The sequence below is a fragment of the Streptomyces aureocirculatus genome, from assembly GCF_000720475.1.
GTDB lineage: Bacteria > Actinomycetota > Actinomycetes > Streptomycetales > Streptomycetaceae > Streptomyces > Streptomyces aureocirculatus.
Window position 1 is genome coordinate 1 of record NZ_JOAP01000017.1, and the last position, 19,140, is coordinate 19,140.

Below are 19,140 nucleotides of genomic sequence, written 5' to 3' on the forward strand. Positions count from 1 at the left end.
ACGGCGGTGTGTCCAGTAACGGGTGGGTGGGTGGGAAACCCGCCGCGGAGCGGCGGGGCGGTTGCCGCCCCCCCGGCAGGGGCAAGCGGGCGCCCCACCCGCCCCCGCAGGGCAAGTGGGGCGCCCCCGGTCGCGAGGCCGGGTCAGACGGGCTGGCGAGTGGGGGCGGGGTGCGGCGCCGTGGGGGCCGGGGGCTCGTGGGAGACGCGGGGAAGCCACCGCAGGTACCGCGGGGTGTGCCAGTTGCGCTCACCGAGGAGAGTCATGAGGGAGGGCAGCAACACCATGCGGACAACCGTCGCGTCGAGGAGCACGGCCACCCCGAGCCCGACCCCCATCTGCTGCATGTCCTGCATGGACAGCGTGCCGAAGACGGCGAACACCGCCACCATGATGACCGCGGCCCCGGTCACCGCACCGGCCGTCCGCGTGATGCCCTCACGGATGGCGTCCGCGTTGCCAAGACCCCGGTCACGGGCCTCACGGATCCGGGACACCACGAACACGTGGTAGTCCATCGACAGGCCGAAGAGGACCACGAGCACGAACAGCGGCATCCAGTTCTCGATGGCGCCGACCTTCTCCGAGCCGATGAGCGACGCGCCCCAGCCGTGCTGGAAGACGGCCGTCATCACCCCGTACGCGGCCCCCACGGACAGCAGGTTGAGGGCGATGGAGGTGACGGCGATGACGACGGAGCGGAAGCTGAACAGCATGATCAGGAAGGTGACGGCGGCGATGAAGACGAAGACCGGCACGATGCCCTCGCCGAGCTGATCGGTGAAGTCCTCGGACTCGGCCAGGTCCCCGCCGACGTACGCGGTGAGAGCGGTGCCCGTACCGGCGCGCACGTCCCGTACGTCGGCACGCAACTCGGCCAGTGCCTTCTTGGCGTCCGCGCCGGTTCCGCCGCCCGGCAGCGGCACCGCGATCTCGGCGACGTCCTGCCGCTCGTGGACGGTGAGTTCGGCGCCCTCGCCCGCCCTGCGCGTCAGCTCCCGCAGCGCGTCCCGTGCCGCCGGGGACCGGATGTCGTCCGCCTCGGCCACGACGAGGGCGGGCGCGGGGCCGCCGGGGAACTCCGCGGTGATCTCACGGAAGGACACCGAGAGCGGCGCGTCGGAGCCGAACTGCTTCTCCAGGCCGAGCTGTTCGGTCTTCATGCCGAGCGCGGGCGCGGCCAGGGCGAGCAGCAGGGCGGTCGCGGCGACGGCGAAGAACGCGGGCTTGGCGAGTACCGGCTTGAGCAGTGATCCCGCGACGGAGCCGCTGGCGTGGACGCCCTTCTTGGAGCGGCGGTTGAGGAAGGGGATGCGCCCGGCGTCGATGCGGTCGCCGAGCCAGGCGAGCAGCGCGGGCAGCACCGTCACGGATCCGAGCATGGCCACGCAGACGACGAGGATGGTGGCGATCGCGAAGCCCTTGAACAGGAGCAGCCCGGACAGGAACATGCCCGCCATGGCGACCATGACCGTCAGGCCCGACACCAGGACGGCGCGTCCGCTGGTGGCCGCCGCGATCCGCAGGGCCGTCTCCGCGTCGTGCCCCGCGGCCCGCTCGTCGCGCTCGCGGCGCAGATAGAACAGGCAGTAGTCGACGCCGACGGCGAGGCCCATCAGGAACATCACGGAGAACGTCGTCTCGAACAGGTGCAGCGAGTGGCTGGCGAGGGAGAGCAGGCCGAAGGCGGCCACGCACGCGGTCACCGCGAGCGCGACGGGCAGCAGCGCGGCCACGACGGCGCCGAAGGCGACCAGCAGGATGCCGAGCGCCAGTGGCACGGCCGTGAACTCGGCCTTCTTCAGGTCGTCGGTGAGCAGGTCGTTGAGGTGCTTCTCGGAGCTCGCGTCGCCGAACTGGTGGACGGTGATGCCGCGTTCCGCGCCCGCGTCCTTCGCCTTGTCGACGGCGTCGAGCACCGGCTGCACCTGGTCGGCGGCCTCGTCGGACTCGCCCTTCATCTCGAAGCGGAGGAGCGCCTCCTTGCCGTCCTTGGAGGGCAGCGGCTCCTTGAGCCCGGTCACCCTGCCGGTGCGTTCCAGGGCGCGGGACAGGTCGGCGGCCGCGTCCCGCCAGGCGTCGGGCGCCTTCGCGCCGACCATGACGAGTTCATTCGCGGGCTCGTCGATGCCGGCGTCGTCGAGGATCTTCGTGGCCCTGGCCGAGTCGCCGGTGCCCATCTCGTCGTCGGTGGCCGTGACCGTACCGGTCGCACCGCCGATGACCGTGGCGAGCACCACGAACAGCAGCCAGCCGAGGATCGCCGTCCTGCGGTGGTGTGCGCTCCACACCCCCAGTCGTGCCGCGAGGTTCTGCCTCTTGGCGCCCATGTCCTTTGCCCCCATCGAGTAAGCGTGAAGTAAGCCGAGCTGACGTGGATCACGCTAGAAAGGAGCGCGGCGCGGCCCCAGCCGCCGGGACCCCCTGTCGGTGAAGCAGAGGGCGAGGTCCGGGGGTGTTGCTGGCACCACCACGGGCCGGGTGCCGGACCCAGTGCCCCGGCCACGGTGACCAGGGAGAATGTTCGAGTGCCGGTACACAGACCGGGTACGGGCCGCACGGAGAGAGGGACAGCATGAGGACGTCGAGGGTGCGCGAGGCGCTGTTGTCGGGGGTGCGCGGCCTGTATCTGGCCATCGCCACCCTTGCCGGGTCGATCACTCTCTTCGTGCTCTCGGTCGTGTCGATCGTGCTCATCCCGCTCGGGATCGGTGTCTTCACGACCCCGGTGATCCTCGCGGTGGTCCGCGGTCACGCGAACGTGCGCCGTGGCCAGGCCGAGGCGTGGACGGGCATCCGGATCCCGAGCCCGTACGGGAAGCGGTCCGGCGGCGGCCCGGGCGGTGTCGTCGGCCAGGTCGCGCGCTGTACGCGGTTGCTCAAGGACCCGGCGACCTGGCGGGATCTGCAGTGGCTCCTCGTCGACATGACGGCGGGCTTCGTCTCCATCATCTTCGCGCCCGCCCTCGTGCTCTATCCGGTGTACGGCTGGGTGCTCGCCCTCGGCGTCTGGGAGCCGATCTACAACGCGGGCGGCGGCGAGTGGTACGGCTTCATCCACGTCGACTCGCAGTTGGCGGCGAACGGTGCCGCCGCGCTCGGCACGGCGCTCGCCGTCCTCGCCCTCTTCCTCAACCCGGCCATCGTCCGCGGCCACTTCCTCCTGGCCCGCACCCTGCTCGCGCCCACCGCCGCCATGCGCGAGCGCGAACTGGCGCAGCGCGTGGACCGCCTGGAGGAGACCCGGCACGACGCGGTGGACAGCTCCGCCGCCGAGCTGCGCCGCATCGAGCGGGATCTGCACGACGGCGCGCAGGCCAGGCTCGTCGCCATGGGCATGGACCTCGGCACCATCGAGGCGCTGGTCGAGAAGGACCCCGCGAAGGCCAAGGAGATGATCGCCAAGGCCCGGCAGAACTCCGGCGAGGCCCTGACCGAGCTGCGCGACCTGGTCCGCGGCATCCACCCGCCGGTGCTCGCCGAGCGCGGTCTGGGTGACGCGGTGAAGGCCCTCGCGCTGCGTCTTCCCGTACCCACGGACGTCGACGTGGAGCTGGCGGGCCGGGCCGGGGAGCCGGTGGAGGCGGCCGCGTACTTCGCGGTGAGCGAGACGCTGACGAACGCGGTGAAGTACGCGAACGCGGAGCGCATCTGGGTGGACGTGCACCACGCGCACGGCATGCTCCGCATCGCGGTCACCGACAACGGCAGGGGCGGCGCCGTCATCGGCGGCGGATCCGGGCTGAGCGGGATCGAACGGCGACTCGGTACATTCGACGGCGTACTGGCCGTCAGCAGTCCCGTTGGCGGTCCGACCATGGTGACCATGGAGATCCCTTGCGAGTTGTCCTAGCCGAAGACCTCTTCCTGCTGCGCGACGGCCTCGTGCGGATGCTGGAGGCATTCGACTTCGAGATCGCGGCGGCGGTGGAGACCGGGCCCGAGCTGACCAAGGCCTTGGCCGAGCTCGAACCGGACGTCGCCATCGTGGACGTCCGGCTGCCGCCGTCCCACACCGACGAGGGGCTCCAGTGCGCGCTCGCCGCCCGCCGGGCACGCCCGGGTCTGCCGGTGCTCGTGCTCTCGCAGCACGTGGAGCAGTTGTACGCGCGTGAGCTGCTCGCGGACGGCGACGGCGGGGTCGGCTATCTCCTCAAGGACCGGGTCTTCGACGCGGAGCAGTTCATCGACGCGGTGCGCCGGGTGGCCGCGGGCGGCACCGCGATGGACCCGACGGTCATCCAGCAGCTCCTCTCCCGGCGCGCCACCGACCAGCCGCTCGGCGCGCTCACGCCGCGCGAGCGCGAGGTCCTTGAGCTGATGGCGCAGGGCCGGTCCAATGCAGCGATCGCCTCCCAGCTCGTCGTCACGGAGCGGGCCATCGCGAAACACACCTCCAATATCTTCGCGAAACTCGATCTGCCGGTGTCCGACGACGACAACCGCCGTGTCCTCGCGGTTCTCGCCTATCTCGATCAAGGACGCTGACGCGCGCGCGTGTGTTGCCGGGGAGTTTTTCCGGGCGCCGTTGAACGACGTGGACTGCTGATGCGTACGTAGTCCCATGGGACGTACCTCACGACGCACCTCACGACGCACCTCGCGAAAACGATCAAAGCTGGCCGGCCGGGCGGTCGCCGCGTCGGCGGCGCTCATCCTGGGCGGCAGCGGACTCGTCGCGGTGAATGTCTACGCGAATGCCGACGAAACCGGCGGCCGGTCGCCCGATGCCCGTACGCAGGCCCAGAATCAGGGCGGCGGACAGCAGGCGAGCACCATCAGTTGCCCGGACGTAGGCAATCAACTGCCGGACGTTCCGCAGGGCGCCCGCGCCGAAGTCGACCGCGAACTCGCCGCCCTCGACAGTCAGATCACCGACGCCTACGCGAAGTTCGCCGAGGCCGAGGACAAGAATTCCGTCCTCGGCCCGCTGGCGGAGCGGCGGCGGCCCACCATCGAGAACATCCGCTCCGCGATCGACCGGGACGGCAGCCCGCCGGAGAACCTCGGCGGGATGGTTCCCTGCACCCTTCAGGCCGACGACGACGGCGGCGGCGGCGCACAGCAGGGCGGCGTACCGGGTCAGGGGCAGAGCCAGGGGCAAGGTCAGGCGGGAAACGGGCCCGAGGCCGGGGACTTCGTCGACATCACCTCCGTCCGGCCCAATGTCCGCAAACCCCGAAATCAGCGCGGCGCATCCCGCGGCACCTTCACCACCGATTGCGGAACGAACGAGAACGGAAAGTTCAATCCGGACAACGTCATCGTCGCGCCCGGTGTGAGCAATGGCGCCCACCACATGCACGACTACGTCGGAAATCAGGAGACGGATGCCTTCTCCGGCGACGGCGACCTCGCGAACGGTGACACAAGCTGCCGCAATCAGGGCGACAAATCCACGTACTACTGGCCCGTTCTGAGGCTGCAGAACGGAAACGACGAGAACGACGCGGACGCGGACGGCGGCGGCCGGGACAAGAACGTCGGTGAAATCCAGACGCCGGACCAGGTCACGCTGAAATTCGCCGGAAGTCCGGTCGGCAAGGTCACCGCGATGCCGCGTTTCCTGCGCATCATCACGGGTGACGCCAAGGCGTTCACCAATGGGGACGTAAATGCCAATGCCTCCTGGAGCTGCACCGGTTTCGAGAACCGCCAGCTCAAGGACAAATATCCGATCTGCCCCGACGGCAGCAAGGTCGTGCGCACCTTCAACTTCCAGAGCTGCTGGGACGGACAGAACACCGACAGCGCCAACCACCGCACCCATGTGGCGTTCGCCGACCGGCGCAGCGGCCGCTGCCCGCAGGGCTTCCGCGCCATCCCGCAACTGGTGCAGCGCGTCGTGTACGACGTACCGCCGGGGCCCGGCTTCGCCGTGGACTCCTTCCCCGAGCAACTGCACAAGCCCATCACCGACCACGGTGACTTCATCAACGTGTTCGACCAGAGGCTGATGCAGCGCGTCGCCAAGTGCATCAACGACGGCCGCCGCTGCGCCTGACCCGCCACCTGCTCCTTCTCCCCACAGACTGCTGCGCGGTCGGTTCGCGCGGTGGCGGTGGAAGTGCCCTACGTGCCCAGGGCCCGGTCCTCGCTCCCCCCACCACGCCACTCGTCAGGAGTGGTGCGAGGACCGCTCCACCGTCCCGCCGAGCCGGCCGCGCAGCGCTGCGACCACGGCGGGCTCGCCGACCGCGACCCACCTCCTGCCGACCAGATAGGTGCCGCCGTAGTCCTTGGCCGCGTTGAGCCACTCGCGTTCACCGCGGTCGGTGGCGAAGGTGGCGAGAACGAAACGGCCGTCCTCGTTCAGGCAGTTGGCCTGGCGCAGCTCGTCGGCGTCCGTCTGGATGTCGGGCGCGCACTCGGCCTTCGCGGCGAGCTGCTCCAGGGTGCCGGTGGCCGTCCTCGGCGCCGCGTCCGCGCCCCGGGCCCCGCCCTCGCGGTCGCCGCCGGACCCCGCGGCGAGCCCCGCCGCGATCACCAGGCCGCACGTGGTGGCCGAAAGCGCCCCCGCGGCCCACATCATCTTCCTCATCGCTCTCTCCTGTCGCGTCCGGCGATATGAACTCGCCTTGTCCGTACGCACCGTTGAGCACTGGAGGCCGCCCGGATACCGTGCGCCGCAGTCATCGACGCAGGGGGGTACACATGTCCGGACCGTCGCGACGCTCCGTGCTCGGCACCGCGGGTGCCATCGGCCTGACGGGCGCCGGAGGCCTGGGTGCCGCCGTCGGCACCCAGACCCCGGCCCGCGCGGCCGAGGGGCCCGCCCGGGGCCCCGCCCTCGATACGGATTCCGCGCGCTCCGTGCTCAACCGACAGCTCCCGCACCACGCGGAACAGTTCAAACTCAGGCTCGTCCCGGCGGAGGACGGCCGGGACCACTTCCGCGTGCACGGCGCCAAGGGCCGCATCGAGGTGTCGGGCACCACCCCCGCCGTGCTCTGCACCGGAGTCCACTGGTATCTGAAGTACGTGTGCGGCGCGCACATCGCCTGGAACGGCAGCCAGCTCGACCTGCCACGGCGCCTGCCCGCGCCCGCGCGCCCCCTGCGCCGCTCGACCGCGCTCCCCCACCGGTTCGCCCTCAACGACACCAATGACGGCTACACCGCCCCGTACGCCGACTGGCCGTACTGGGAGCGCATGATCGACGTCCTCGCGCTGCACGGCTGCAACGAGGTGTTCGTCATCGCGGGCATGGAGGGCGTCTACCACCGCGTCCTGAAGGACTTCCAGTACACCGACGCGGAGTCCCGCGCCTGGCTGCCCGCGCCCTCGCACCAGCCGTGGTGGCTGCTGCAGAACCTGGCCGGGTACGGCGGCCCGCTCTCGCCCGAGATCATCGACCGCCGCACCGACCTCGGCCGGAAGATCGTGGACCAACTGCGGGAGCTCGGCATGGCTCCGGTCCTGCCCGGCTACTACGGCCACGTCCCGGACGGCTTCGTGGCCCGCAACGGCGGCGACGCCCGCGTGGTGCCGCAGGGAATCTGGCACGGTTTCAAACGCCCCGACTGGCTGGACCCGCGCACGGACGCCTTCGCGCAGGTCGCCGCGTCGTTCTACCGGCACCAGGGCGATGTCTTCGGCGCGGCACGGCACTTCAAGATGGACCTCCTGCACGAGGGCGGCACGGCGGGCGACGTGCCGGTACCGGCAGCGGCGAAGGGTGTGGAGACCGCGCTCCAGAAGGCGCACCCGGGCGCGACCTGGGTGATCCTCGGCTGGCAGGAGAACCCGCTGCCCGAGCTGCTCGACGCCATAGACAAGCAGAAGATGCTGATAGTCGACGGTGTCTCCGACCGCTACCAGAGCGTCACCGACCGCGAGAAGGACTGGGGCGGCACGCCCTACGCCTTCGGTACGATCCCCAACTTCGGGGGCCGCACCACCATCGGCGCCCGCACCCACCTGTGGCAGGAGAAGTTCTTCGCCTGGCGCGACAAGGAGAACAGCGCCCTCGTGGGCACCGCGTATCTGCCCGAGGCCACCGACCGCGACCCGGCGGCCTTCGAGCTGTTCTCCGAACTGGCCTGGCGGGACGACGAGGTGGACCGCGCCGACTGGTTCGCCGCGTACGCCGACTTCCGTTACGGCCGCCGCGACCGGCACGCCCGCGCCGCCTGGCGGGCCCTGCACGACACCGCGTACCAGCACCGGGCCGTCGAGCGCAGCGACCCGCACGACTCGCTGTTCGCCGCGCGCCCCGACCTGGCGGCGAACCGCGCGGCGGAGTACGCGCCGCGCGCCCTCACCTACGACCCCGGCCGCTTCGACGCGGCCTTCGCGGGCCTCCTCGGCGTCGCGGGCGACCTGAGACGCAGCGCCGCGTACCGCCACGACCTCGTCGACGTGGCCCGCCAGGCCCTGGCCCACCGCAGCCGCCAGCTCCTGCCGCAGCTCAAGAGGGCGTACGAGCGCAAGGACCGGACCACCTTCCGCGCCCTCGCCGACCTGTGGCTGCGCCTGATACGCCTCTCCGACGACGTCACGGGCACCCACCAGGCGTTCCTGCTCGGCCCCTGGATCGAGGACGCGCGGCGCCTGGCCACCAGCGACACCGAGCGCGCCGAGTTCGAACGCACCGCGAAGGTCCTCATCACGGTGTGGGGCGACAGGCCCACATCGGACCCCGGCAATCTGCACGACTACGGCAACCGCGAGTGGCACGGCCTGACCGCGGACTTCTACTTCGTCCGCTGGCAGAGGTGGCTCGACGAACTGGCGGACGCGCTCGCCGCCGGGCGCGCGCCGACGCCGGTGGACTGGTTCGGCGCGGTGGAGGAACCCTGGACCCGCGAGCGCAAGGACTACCCCCTGCGTCCCGTCGCGGACGCGTACCGCACCGCCGCCCGCGTCCACGGCGTCCTCGCCCGCGCCCCCTACCAGGGCTCCCTGGAGGTCACCGCGGAGCCGCCGTCCTTCCCGCCCGGCGGGCACGCGCGCGTGGAGGCACTGTTCCGCAACGTCAACGGGCTGCGCGCGACCGGTCGCGTCGACTTCACCCTGACCGGGCTCGACGCGGAACCCGAGGGGCCGACGACGCTCCCCCGCGTGCCCGCCGCGGGCACCGGCACCGTCGCCTGGCGCGTGGACGCCCCTTCCAACCCCCTGGACCGGCCCCTGCGGCCGCTGCCCTACACCCTCACCGCGCGGTACGGCCCGCAGGGAGAGCCGCGGGTCGACGCCGCGCACGAGGGCACCCTGTTCGTGGCGGGCCCGGTCCCGGCGGACTGGCGCACGTACACCAACAACGACGCCGTCTTCGGCGCTCTGGACGGGCGGTACGCCATCGACGGGGGCGGCGCCGATCTGTGGCGGGGCACCGCGGAGTTCGGAACGCTCTACCGTCCCGGTGCGCTGCGGGACGGCGTGTCCGTCACGGTCCGCGTCGACTCCCAGGCCACCACCGGCGCCTGGGCCCGCGCCGGCATCATCGTCCGCGACTCCCTCACCACCCCCGGCTCCCCCGGCTTCCTCAACCTCGCCGTCACCCCCGCCAACGGCGTCGTACTCTCCTACGACACGACCGGGGACGGCACCCTGGACACCTACCGGCGCGTCACCGGCGTGAAGGCCCCCGTGCTGCTGCGCCTCTCCCGGGGCGGGGGCACCTTCACCGGGGAGTTGTCCACCGACGGGGGCACGACGTGGCGGACGGTCGCCTCCGTGCCGGTGCCGGGGGTTGCCGCCGCCCAGGACGTGGGGATGTTCATGACGGCCACGCACGGTGGTGCCGGGGGGCGGGGGACCGTGGAGTTCAGTGGGTGGAGGGACGCATGAGCGAACAGAACAAGACAACCGAAGAGTGGGAGCGGCGCGTAGCCGCCGCGTGGGCGGACATCGACGCCTACGGGGACGAGCGGGCCGACGAGTTCCGGGAACTCATAGGGGAGCTGGCGGACGAGCTGCCGGAAGGCAGTGCGATCGCCCCGTTCGAAAGGGCCTGCGCCTTTGACTCCACCGGGCACTCGGACAAGGCGGTCCCCCTGTACGAGGAGGCCCTGGCCAAAGGCCTCGCCGGGTATCGCCGCCGCCGCACCGCCATCCAACTAGCCAGCTCCCTGCGGAACACCGGCCGCCTGGAGGAGGCCATCGCCCTGCTCACCCCGGAACTGGAGGCGGAGCACGACGAGTTGGACGACGCGGTGCGCGCCGTCCTCGCGCTCTGTCTCGTCGACGCGGGCCGCGGCCGCGAAGCCGTGTCCCTCGCCGTCGGCGCCCTCGCTCCCCACCTCCCGCGCTACCAGCGGTCGATGGCGAACTACGCGCGCCTCCTCGTCGAGCCGGAGTGAGCCCGGTGCCTCCGGTGGGCCCCGCGCGCCCCACCGGCGTTAGGTGACCGACCGGCGATTCGCTCGTTCTGCTGAACGTGTCGTCATCGCAGTCCACGAAAGCCACCGCCTCGACCGGCTCCGCGCCGACCGGGTCCGCCACCGTCGTCGACGTGGAGCAGGTCGAGGCCGCCCTCGTCGAGCACTACCCGCGCCTGGTCCGCCTGGCCTACCTGGTGCTGCCCCCCGGCCTCGGCCGCAACCGCCGCGTCCTGACCGCGCACGCCCTGGTCCAGCGCGCCCTTCCGCGCAGCCGCACCACCGCCCCCGCCGTGCCGGACCAGCGCAAACCCGCAGGCCGTGGCACCGACCCCGGCTACGCCTACGTACGCTGCCAGGTGCTGCGCGCCGCCATCGACGCCGGTCTGCCGCTGCTGCGCCTGGCCCGGCCCCGGCGGGCCCAGCTCCCGCCGCTGCTGCCGCAGGTGTGGGGCCTGCGGCTGTTCCCGCGCTCCGGCGGCGCCGACGAACTCGCCCTCGACCAGCGGCTCGCCGCCCTCCCCGGGCCCGCCCGCGCCGCATATGTGCTGCGCGGCCTGGAACGCCTCACGGACGACGAGGTGCGCCGGATCCTGGAGGCCGTCGGCGTCGACACCGACCGCGAGCACGGTGAGCACGCCGAGGCGATCGACGCCGCGCTCGCCGAGGCGGGCACGGAGGCGCCGCCCGGCGTCCGGGGCCCGGCCGCGCTGCTCGAATCACCGGAGTTCGACCCGTGCTCCCTACGGGCGAGGCCCACCGACCTGATGCGACGGCGCCAGCACCTGAAGGCCCTTGGCATCGCGGCCGTCGCCGCCCTGGTGTGCGGGGCGCTGCTCGGCATGCCCGGCGACGGCTGGGGCCCGGACGGCGCGGCGGCGCCGCCGTACGCGAAGAACCCCGCCGCCGAGGCCGCGCTCGACCCCGCCCTCCTGACCCGGGCCGCCCCCGCCGCCTGGAGGAAGTCCGCGCGCATCGACTTCTCCGTGTGGCCCGCACGCGGTGAACTCGCCGACGACGAGGGCCTGCTGCGCCGCGCCCTTGCCGTGTGGGCGCGGCCCGGCAAGTCCGTGCGGGTCTCCGCGACGCCGGGCACGGTGACGGGGGCGCCACCGGGACCCGCGCGACTGCTGTTCGCGGGACCGGTGGACTCGGCGCGCGTGGTGCTCCTGTACGACGGCCTGCGCGTCGTGCGGTACGCCGAGCCGCAGGACGGCACCAGCGGCGCCGCGCTCGACTTCGCCCGCGTCGACGGCGCGGGCGCCGCCGACGCCGGTGCCGTCGTGGTCGGCCGCGCTGACGGCAACGTGCGCTATCTGACGGCCCCCTGGGTGCGTGACGCGGCCGTGCAGGACCTCCTGAAGCCGACCGCGAAGCCCTCGGCACTGCGGCGCGCCGCCGACGGCGTCACCGCCCCCTTCGCCAGCCCCGCCCTCGCCCGCGAGTGCGGCTCCTGGAACACGCTGCGGCTGCGCGACCAGGACGGGGCCGCGCGGCTCGCCACCGACCTCGGCGAGCTCGTCCCCGCACACCTCACCGCGGGCCGCCCGGACGCGCCCCGCGAGGCGACGCCCGCGGACTGGTCGCGCACCGCCTGCTCCCTCGCCGCGGCCCGCTCGCACGGGGTACGCACCGTGAACGCCTGGTCCTACGCCGATCAGGCCCTGCCCGACGGCAGCGGCGCGGCGGAGTGGGTGTGCACGCGGGCGGAGACCTGGCGCGGCGGCGGCGGTCGGGCACTCGCCCAGTTCCTCGCGCCCGGGGCGCGGACGGGTGCCGTGGCCGCCAAGGCGGAGGGCAAGCCCGCCTGCGGGGTGCGGGAGCCCTCGGTCCTCGCCGGGGTGCTGTGGAAGTCCGCCGCCGGGTCCTGGTACGTGCTCGCCGGAGGCAGCAAGGACGTGAACTCGCTCTCCGTGTCCGGCGGGGAGCGGTCGCCCGGCAACACCCTCGCCGTACGCAGCAGCCAGGGCGCCCGCCCCACGGTGACGGGACGCCTCCAGAACGGCGAGACGGTACGCACGCTGCGCTGAGGGTTCTCCACCGCGGCCCCCCCGGGCGGCCTCTCCGCAGCCCCGCCCGGGGGATCAAAAAGCTGCCGCACACACCTGTACCCCGCCACTACCCGCCAGTACATTGACGCCATGTCTCATACGAGGGCCCGGCTCCCGCAGCCCGTAGCCTCCGAGCACATCGCGCTCAAGGCACGCGACGTCTCCTTCTCCTGGGAGAGCACCCCGCTCCACTGGCTCCCGGGGGACCCCTTCTCGACGCACACCATCAACGTCCTGCACCTGCTTCTGCCCGCGGGCGAGCGCTGGTTCGTGCACGTGTACAAGCAAGTCCTGCCGCTCATACGGGACGAGCAGTTGCGCGAGGACGTCATCGGGTTCATCGGCCAGGAGGCCATGCACTCCCGGGCCCACGACGAAGTCCTGCCGCACCTGCGCGAGCAGGGTCTCGACCCCACCCCGTACACCGCACAGGTCGACTGGCTCTTCGAGAAGCTGCTCGGGGACCGCACGCTGCCGCCGGGGCGGCCCCGGCAGTGGTGGCTGATGGAGCGGGTCGCGCTGATAGCGGCGATCGAGCACTACACGGCGTTCCTCGGCGACTGGGTGCTCAACGCCGAGGAACTCGACCGGCGGGGCGCCGATCCGACGATGCTCGACCTGCTGCGCTGGCACGGCGCCGAGGAGGTCGAGCACAGGTCGGTCGCCTTCGATCTGTTCCTGCACGTCGACGGCGGGTACCGGCGGCGCGTGCGCACCTGGGCCACCGCCTTCGGCGCCCTGGTGTTCCTGTGGCAGCGCGGCGCCCGCTTCTTCATGGCGAACGACCCGACGCTGACCGACGGCAAGGCCCGGTTCCGGGACTTCCACCGCGCCGGGCGCGCCGGCACGCTGCCCACCACCGGCGCCATGATCCGTTCCATACCGCGCTATCTGAGCCGCGACTACCACCCCTCGCGGGAGTGCAGCACCGCGCAGGCGGTGGCCTACCTCGCCTCGTCCCCCGCGGCCACCGCCGCCGAGGCCCGCGCGAACGGAGCCGCCTGACATGCCGCTGCCACGGCCGCTCGGCTCCCGCGCCGCACGCGCCGCCCTGGTCGTCACGGGCGCCGCCCTCCTCACCCGCCGCGCCCTGCGCCGCCGCATAGGGGCGTCCCCGCTGTGGCCGCTGCCCGCCCTGGCGGAGCCCGTCTCCGGGCAGCCGCGCACGCGGGCGCTGCGGCTGCTCGTCGCCCGGCACGAACGCGTCGCCGACGGCGTCGTCCAACTGCGCCTGGAGGGCGTACCTTCCGTGCCGCTGCCGGGCTGGGAGCCGGGCGCGCACCTCGACCTCGTGCTGCCCTCCGGGCTCGTCCGGCAGTACTCGCTGTGCGGCGACCCCGACGACACCTCCTCGTACACCGTCGCCACCCGGCTCATCGGCGCCGACGAGGGCGGCCGCGGCGGCTCCCGCGAGGTGCACGAGGCGCTGGCCGAAGGCGTGGAGGTCGAGGTGCGCGGGCCGCGCAACCGGTTCCCGCTGATCGGCGACGCGGCCTCGTACACCTTCGTCGCGGGCGGGATCGGGATCACGCCCGTCCTGGCCATGGTGCGGGCCGTGGACGCGGCGGGCGCCGACTGGCGGCTGCTGTACTGCGGGCGGTCCCGGGCCGCCATGCCCTTCCTGGAGGAAGTGGAGAAGCTGGGCGGGGCCGCGGGGCGGGTGCGGGTCGTCGCCGAGGACGAGAGCGGACGGCCCGACGTCGCGGCCTTCCTCGGCGAAGCGGCGCCTGCGGGTGCCGTGTACGTGTGCGGGCCCGAAGGCCTCATGGACGCGGCCGCCCGCGCCCTCCCCGAGGGCTGTTCGCTGCACCTGGAACGGTTCGCGCCCGCCGCCTCCGCGGGCGGGGACAGCGCCTTCGAGGTCGAACTGCGGCGCTCGGGGCGCACGGTGGCCGTCGGCCCCGGCACCACCGTGCTCGCGGCCGTGCGCGCCGAGCTGCCCGGCCTCGCGTACTCCTGCGAGCAGGGGTTCTGCGGGACCTGCCAACACCGCGTCCTGGAGGGCGAGATCGACCACAGGGACGAGCTGCTCACCGACGGGGAGCGTGCGGACTCGATGCTGATCTGTGTGTCCCGGGCCCTCGGTCCGCGGCTCGTGCTCGACCTCTGACCGCCAAGGAGTGGAGCGGGGGCGTCCGTTCGCGGCCGGATCGGATCGGTAGAGTGTTCGCATGACTACCGGGGTGCGCCGCAGGATGGGTGTCGAGGAGCGGCGGCGGCAACTGATCGGGGTCGCGCTCGAGCTGTTCAGCAACCGCTCGCCCGACGACGTCTCCATCGACGAGATAGCGGCGGCCGCAGGCATATCGCGCCCGCTGGTGTACCACTACTTCCCTGGCAAACTCAGCCTGTACGAGGCCGCGCTCCAGCGGGCCGCCGACGATCTGGCCGAGCGGTTCATGGAGCCGCACGAGGGCCCGCTCGGTGCCCGGCTGCTGCGGGTGACGGGCCGCTTCCTCGGCTTCGTCGACGAGCACGGGCCCGGCTTCTCCGCGCTGATGCGGGGCGGCCCCGCGGTGGGCTCCTCGTCGTCGCCGACCACGAACGCGCTCATCGACTCGGTCCGGCAGGCCGCGTACGAGCAGATCCTCGCGCACCTGGGTGTCACGGACCCGCCCGCCCGGCTCGACCTGGTGGTGCGCTCATGGGTCTCGCTCGCCGAGTCGACGGCGCTGATCTGGCTGGACGGCCGCCGCATCCCGCGCGCCGAGCTGGAGCTGCAACTCGTCCACGACTTCGCCGCGTTGGCCGCGGTGAGCGCGGCGTACGACGACGAGATGGCCCGTCTGCTCGGCACCATCCTCGCGGAGGAGCCCGCCGACGGCCCGTTCGCGGACCTGTTGTCCCGGCTCGCCGCCCTCGCACCCCGAGCCACGCTGCCCTCCTAGGGTCTGCCGCCCTCCTGGGCCCCGCCGCCCTCCCAGGGACTGCCCGTGCCGTCCCTCAGCCGTCCGCGGGCGGCTGCGTCAGGCGGAGGGCGAGTAAGGCGATGTCGTCGTCCCGTTCATGGCCGAAGCACTCCATGAGGGTGTCGCACAGGGCGCCCACTCCGGGCGGCGTCGCGGCGGCCGCGAGGCGCAGTTGTTCCATCGACACGGCGAGGTCGACGCCGCGGGTCTCGATCAGCCCGTCGGTGACCATCAGGAGGCGGTCCCCGGTGGTGAGGCGGGTCTCGACGGGCGGTGGCCGGTCGAGGCCGAGGCCCAGCAGCGGGCCGCTCGCCCTGACGTAGGCGGCCCTGCCCGTGTCCTGGACGACGAGCGGCGGGATGTGGCCCGCGTTGGCGATGCGGACGCGGGCGGACGGCAGTTCGACGTGGGCCAGGCACATCGTGGCCGTGACGTCGGGGTGGTAGCGCTGGAGCATACGGTCGAGGCGGGTGGCGAGGCGGCCGGGGTCGGGGTCCTCGACGCAGTACGCCCGCAGGGCGTGCCGCAGTTCCACCATCACCGTGGCCGCGTCGAGCGAGTGGCCCGCGACGTCCCCGATGCCGGTGAGCACACCGGTGGGCGTGGGCAGCGCGGCGTAGAAGTCACCGCCGATCTTCGCCTGCCGGGACGCCGGTTCGTAGCGGACGACGACCTCCGTGCCCGGCAGCCGCGGCAGTTCGCTCGGCAGGAAGCTGTGCTGGAGGGTCAGCGCGACATGGCGCTCCTTCTCGTACATCAGGAGCCGTTCCGCGACCCGTGCGGTGGCGTGCGCCAGGCGGCCGAGGTCGTCGGCGCGGTCCTCCGCGGGGCCCACGGTGGCCAGGCAGACCGGCGCGTGGTCCTCGCGGGTGCGGGCGAGCGCGAGCAGCACCTCGTCGCCGGGTCGCGGCAGTTCGGGGCCGCCGTCCGAGGTCCCGTCCCGCGCGTCCGTCCGGGCACCGCACGGCCTCGCGCCGCCGAGCGCCTCGTACGCGTCGGCTCCGCGCGGCGCCGCGCCCAGGAAGCCCGTCGGCCACAGCGACCAGGGCACGGTCGTGGTGTGCACGCCGATCCGCCCTGCCATCAGGCGGTTGATCAGTCCTGCCATGCTCTCGTGGGTGTCAGGGCCGGGGTGCGCCGCGAGGACGCGGCGAGGGGAGCGGCCCCAGTGGATGCCGCCTTCCTCACCGAGGACGAACGCCGCGGCGGGAGCGCCGCTGAGGTCCGCCGCGTCGGCCGCCGCGACATCGACGAGCTCGCGCACACAGCCGGCCGACTGCACGTCGAGGACGGCCTCCGCGAGACGGCTGAGGCGGCCGACCCGGGTCTGTACGTCGCTGCGGTGCCGCGCGCCGCGCGCGGCGGCTCTGACCACGGCCGCGATCTCCTCCGGCTCCGCGGGCACCGTCAGATACGCCTCGCCGCCCGCGTCGAGCCCGCGGCACCGGTCCACGGAGTCGTGCGCGGCGGCGGAGAAGTGCACCACGGGCAGGGCGGCGGTCGGCGGCGCCTGCTTGAGGCGACGGCACAGGTCGTAGCCGCTCATGTCGGGCAGGCCGACGTCGACGAGGGCGACATCGGGGAGCCGGCCCTCGCGCAGCAGCGCCTCGATCTCACTCAGCGCCTCGCCCGCGCTGGCGGCGAGCACCACGCGGTGACCGGCACGGCGCAGCACCGCGCCCAGCGCGTACCGGCTCGCGGGCACGTCGTCGACGACCAGGACCGTGGTGACACCGGGCCCGGCCGTGCCGGCCTCGCTCTCGGCCTCTTTGCTGTTGGCGCTCACGCGGACATCCCCCAGGAGCGGCGGAACGAACGGGCCCCGACGGGTCCGCACGTCCACGCTAGCGTCCCGATACAGACCCGGGGAATCGACCGCACCCCAACGACCTGGAACGGTGGAGATCGCGCGTCCCACGCCGGGCGCGGCCCGACTGCCGCTAAGATCCCCCTCCTCCCCGGCGCGGGCCGCCCGGTCCGTGACCTTCGTGTCGCGCGGGACGTTCACTCCAGTGCCCGAACTCCCCGGTGCGACACCGTGGGGAACGGCAGCGGCCCCCCGTACCGGCAAGGGACTTCATGACTCAGCACATCACCGGCCCCGCCTCGGGGTCCGTACGCTCCGCAGACACCGCCCGCACCACTGCCGCGGGGCGTACCGACTGGTGGCGGGACGCGGTCATCTACCAGGTGTATCCGCGCAGCTTCGCCGACTCCGACGGCGACGGCATGGGCGATCTGCCGGGGGTGACGGCCCGGCTGCCCCATCTGCGGCGGCTCGGCGTGGACGCCGTGTGGCTCTCGCCGTTCTACTCCTCGCCGCAGGCCGACGCCGGGTACGACGTCGCCGACTACCGCGCGGTCGACCCCGCGTTCGGCACCCTCGCCGACGCCGACGAGCTGGTGCGGCGGGCGCACGCGCTCGGCCTGCGCGTCATCGTCGACATCGTGCCGAACCACTGCTCGGACCGGCACGAGTGGTTCCGGCAGGCCCTCGCTCAGGGCCCCGCGTCGGCGCTGCGGGAGCGCTTCCACTTCCGTCCGGGGCGCGGCCCGCACGGCGAACTGCCGCCCAACGACTGGGAGTCCGTGTTCGGCGGCCCCGCCTGGACCCGCACCACCGACCCCGACGGCACCCCCGGCGACTGGTACCTGCACCTGTTCGCCCCCGAGCAGCCCGACTTCGACTGGGAACACCCGGCCGTGCGCGCGGAGTTCCGCTCGGTCCTGCGGTTCTGGCTCGACCTCGGTGTCGACGGCTTCCGCGTCGATGTGGCGCACGGCCTGATCAAGGCGGCGGGGCTGCCGGACGTCGGCCACGCCGAGCAGGTCAAGCTGCTCGGCGCCGCGGCCGTGCCGTACTTCGACCAGGACGGCGTGCACGAGATCTACCGGGACTGGCGCGTGCTCCTCGACAGCTATCCGGGCGAGCGCATCGCCGTCGCCGAGGCCTGGACCCCGACGGTGGAGCGCAGCGCCCTGTATCTGCGCCCGGACGAGCTGCACCAGGCCTTCAACTTCGCGTATCTGACGACGGGCTGGGACGCGGCCGCGCTGCGCGCCGTCATCGACCGCTCCCTGGACGCCATGAACTCCGTGGCGGCGCCCGCCACCTGGGTCCTGTCCAACCACGACGTCGTCCGGCACACCACGCGCCTCGCCGACGGCGACCCCGCGCGCGGTCTGCGCCGGGCCCGCGCGGCGACGCTCCTGATGCTGGCGCTGCCCGGTTCGGCGTATCTCTACCAGGGCGAGGAGCTCGGCCTGCCCGAGGTGACGGACCTGCCCGACGAGGTGCGCCAGGATCCGGCGTTCTTCCGCGGCTCGGGGCAGGAGGGCACCCGGGACGGGTGCCGGGTGCCGCTGCCGTGGTCGGGGACGCGGCCGCCGTTCGGGTTCGGTCCCGCCGACGGGGGGCCGAGCTGGCTGCCGCAGCCCGCCGACTGGGGGCACCTCACGGTCGAGGCGCAGGAGGGCGACCCGGCCTCGACCCTGGAGCTGTACCGCGCCGCCCTCGCGCTGCGCCGGGCCCACCCGGCGCTCGGCGCGGGCCGCTCCGTCCAGTGGCTCGCGGCACCGGACGGCGTGCTCGCCTTCCGCCGGACGGCGACCGAGGCGGGCGGGGCCGAGGGCGGTGCGGGCCGGACCGACGGTGGCGCGGGCCGGGGCGACGGTGGCGCGGAGGGCATCGTCGTCACCGTGAACCTCACCGGCCGTCCCGTCACCGTGCCGTGCCCCGGCACCGCGGTCCTGAGCAGCCTGAAGTCGCGCGTGCCCGCGGCCGACTTGGCGGGGCCGGGATCCGACGTCGTACTGCCGCCGGATTCAACCGTCTGGTGGGCAGCGTGAGGGACGACC

The 19,140-nt window shown here is 73.2% G+C and carries 13 protein-coding genes; 10 read left to right on the plus strand and 3 right to left on the minus strand.

The annotated features are described in order from the left end of the window. Window positions 1–143: 143 nt before the first annotated feature. Window positions 144–2,345 (minus strand): MMPL family transporter, encoded by a 2,202-nt coding sequence (locus tag IG78_RS0116640; protein ID WP_225882103.1) that lies wholly within the window; start codon window positions 2,343–2,345, stop codon window positions 144–146. A 230-nt stretch (window positions 2,346–2,575) separates the two neighbouring features. Between IG78_RS0116640 and IG78_RS0116645 the strand changes: the two genes are divergently transcribed. The 3 genes from IG78_RS0116645 (at window position 2,576) to IG78_RS0116655 (ending at window position 6,004) form a co-directional block, all read left to right on the plus strand. After that, window positions 2,576–3,853, plus strand: coding sequence for a sensor histidine kinase (locus IG78_RS0116645; RefSeq protein WP_030563817.1), 1,278 nt, complete (start codon window positions 2,576–2,578; stop codon window positions 3,851–3,853). Continuing rightward, window positions 3,838–4,488, plus strand: a complete 651-nt coding sequence (locus IG78_RS0116650; protein ID WP_030563819.1) for a LuxR C-terminal-related transcriptional regulator — start codon at window positions 3,838–3,840, stop codon at window positions 4,486–4,488. The genes IG78_RS0116645 and IG78_RS0116650 overlap by 16 nt, the downstream gene beginning before the upstream one ends. 76 nt (window positions 4,489–4,564) lie before the next feature. Next, complete coding sequence (locus IG78_RS0116655; RefSeq protein WP_030563820.1) at window positions 4,565–6,004, plus strand: DUF1996 domain-containing protein; 1,440 nt, start codon at window positions 4,565–4,567, stop codon at window positions 6,002–6,004. A 114-nt stretch (window positions 6,005–6,118) separates the two neighbouring features. Here IG78_RS0116655 and IG78_RS0116660 read toward each other — a convergent pair whose 3' ends face one another. Beyond that, on the minus strand, window positions 6,119–6,541 hold the full coding sequence (locus tag IG78_RS0116660; protein ID WP_030563822.1) for a hypothetical protein: 423 nt from the start codon (window positions 6,539–6,541) through the stop codon (window positions 6,119–6,121). 113 nt (window positions 6,542–6,654) lie between these two features. Between IG78_RS0116660 and IG78_RS0116665 the strand changes: the two genes are divergently transcribed. From IG78_RS0116665 to IG78_RS0116690, 6 genes are all read left to right on the plus strand, one after another. Next, entirely contained in the window at window positions 6,655–9,792 is a 3,138-nt protein-coding gene (locus tag IG78_RS0116665; protein ID WP_030563824.1) for an alpha-N-acetylglucosaminidase, read from the plus strand. After that, window positions 9,789–10,304: a tetratricopeptide repeat protein gene (locus tag IG78_RS0116670; protein ID WP_030563826.1), complete on the plus strand. Its 516-nt coding sequence runs from the start codon at window positions 9,789–9,791 to the stop codon at window positions 10,302–10,304. The genes IG78_RS0116665 and IG78_RS0116670 overlap by 4 nt, the downstream gene beginning before the upstream one ends. A 77-nt stretch (window positions 10,305–10,381) precedes the next feature. Continuing rightward, on the plus strand, window positions 10,382–12,352 hold the full coding sequence (locus tag IG78_RS0116675; RefSeq protein WP_037685651.1) for a hypothetical protein: 1,971 nt from the start codon (window positions 10,382–10,384) through the stop codon (window positions 12,350–12,352). Between the two features lie 111 nt (window positions 12,353–12,463). After that, the gene (locus tag IG78_RS0116680; RefSeq protein WP_030563831.1) at window positions 12,464–13,378 is read left to right on the plus strand and encodes a metal-dependent hydrolase; all 915 of its coding nucleotides are present in this window, start codon (window positions 12,464–12,466) and stop codon (window positions 13,376–13,378) included. 1 nt (window position 13,379) lies between these two features. After that, a complete protein-coding gene (locus IG78_RS0116685) occupies window positions 13,380–14,483 on the plus strand; it encodes a PDR/VanB family oxidoreductase (RefSeq protein ID WP_030563833.1) in 1,104 nt (367 codons plus the stop codon). A gap of 61 nt (window positions 14,484–14,544) precedes the next feature. Beyond that, entirely contained in the window at window positions 14,545–15,261 is a 717-nt protein-coding gene (locus tag IG78_RS0116690; RefSeq protein WP_030563835.1) for a TetR/AcrR family transcriptional regulator, read from the plus strand. A 55-nt stretch (window positions 15,262–15,316) separates the two neighbouring features. On the opposite strand, the gene IG78_RS42195 is transcribed toward IG78_RS0116690, so the two are convergent. Then, the gene (locus tag IG78_RS42195) at window positions 15,317–17,068 is read right to left on the minus strand and encodes a fused response regulator/phosphatase (RefSeq protein ID WP_031128923.1); all 1,752 of its coding nucleotides are present in this window, start codon (window positions 17,066–17,068) and stop codon (window positions 15,317–15,319) included. 293 nt (window positions 17,069–17,361) lie between these two features. On the opposite strand from IG78_RS42195, the gene IG78_RS0116705 reads away from it, so the two are divergent. Further along, entirely contained in the window at window positions 17,362–19,131 is a 1,770-nt protein-coding gene (locus IG78_RS0116705; RefSeq protein ID WP_030563837.1) for a glycoside hydrolase family 13 protein, read from the plus strand. Window positions 19,132–19,140 lie beyond the last annotated feature (9 nt).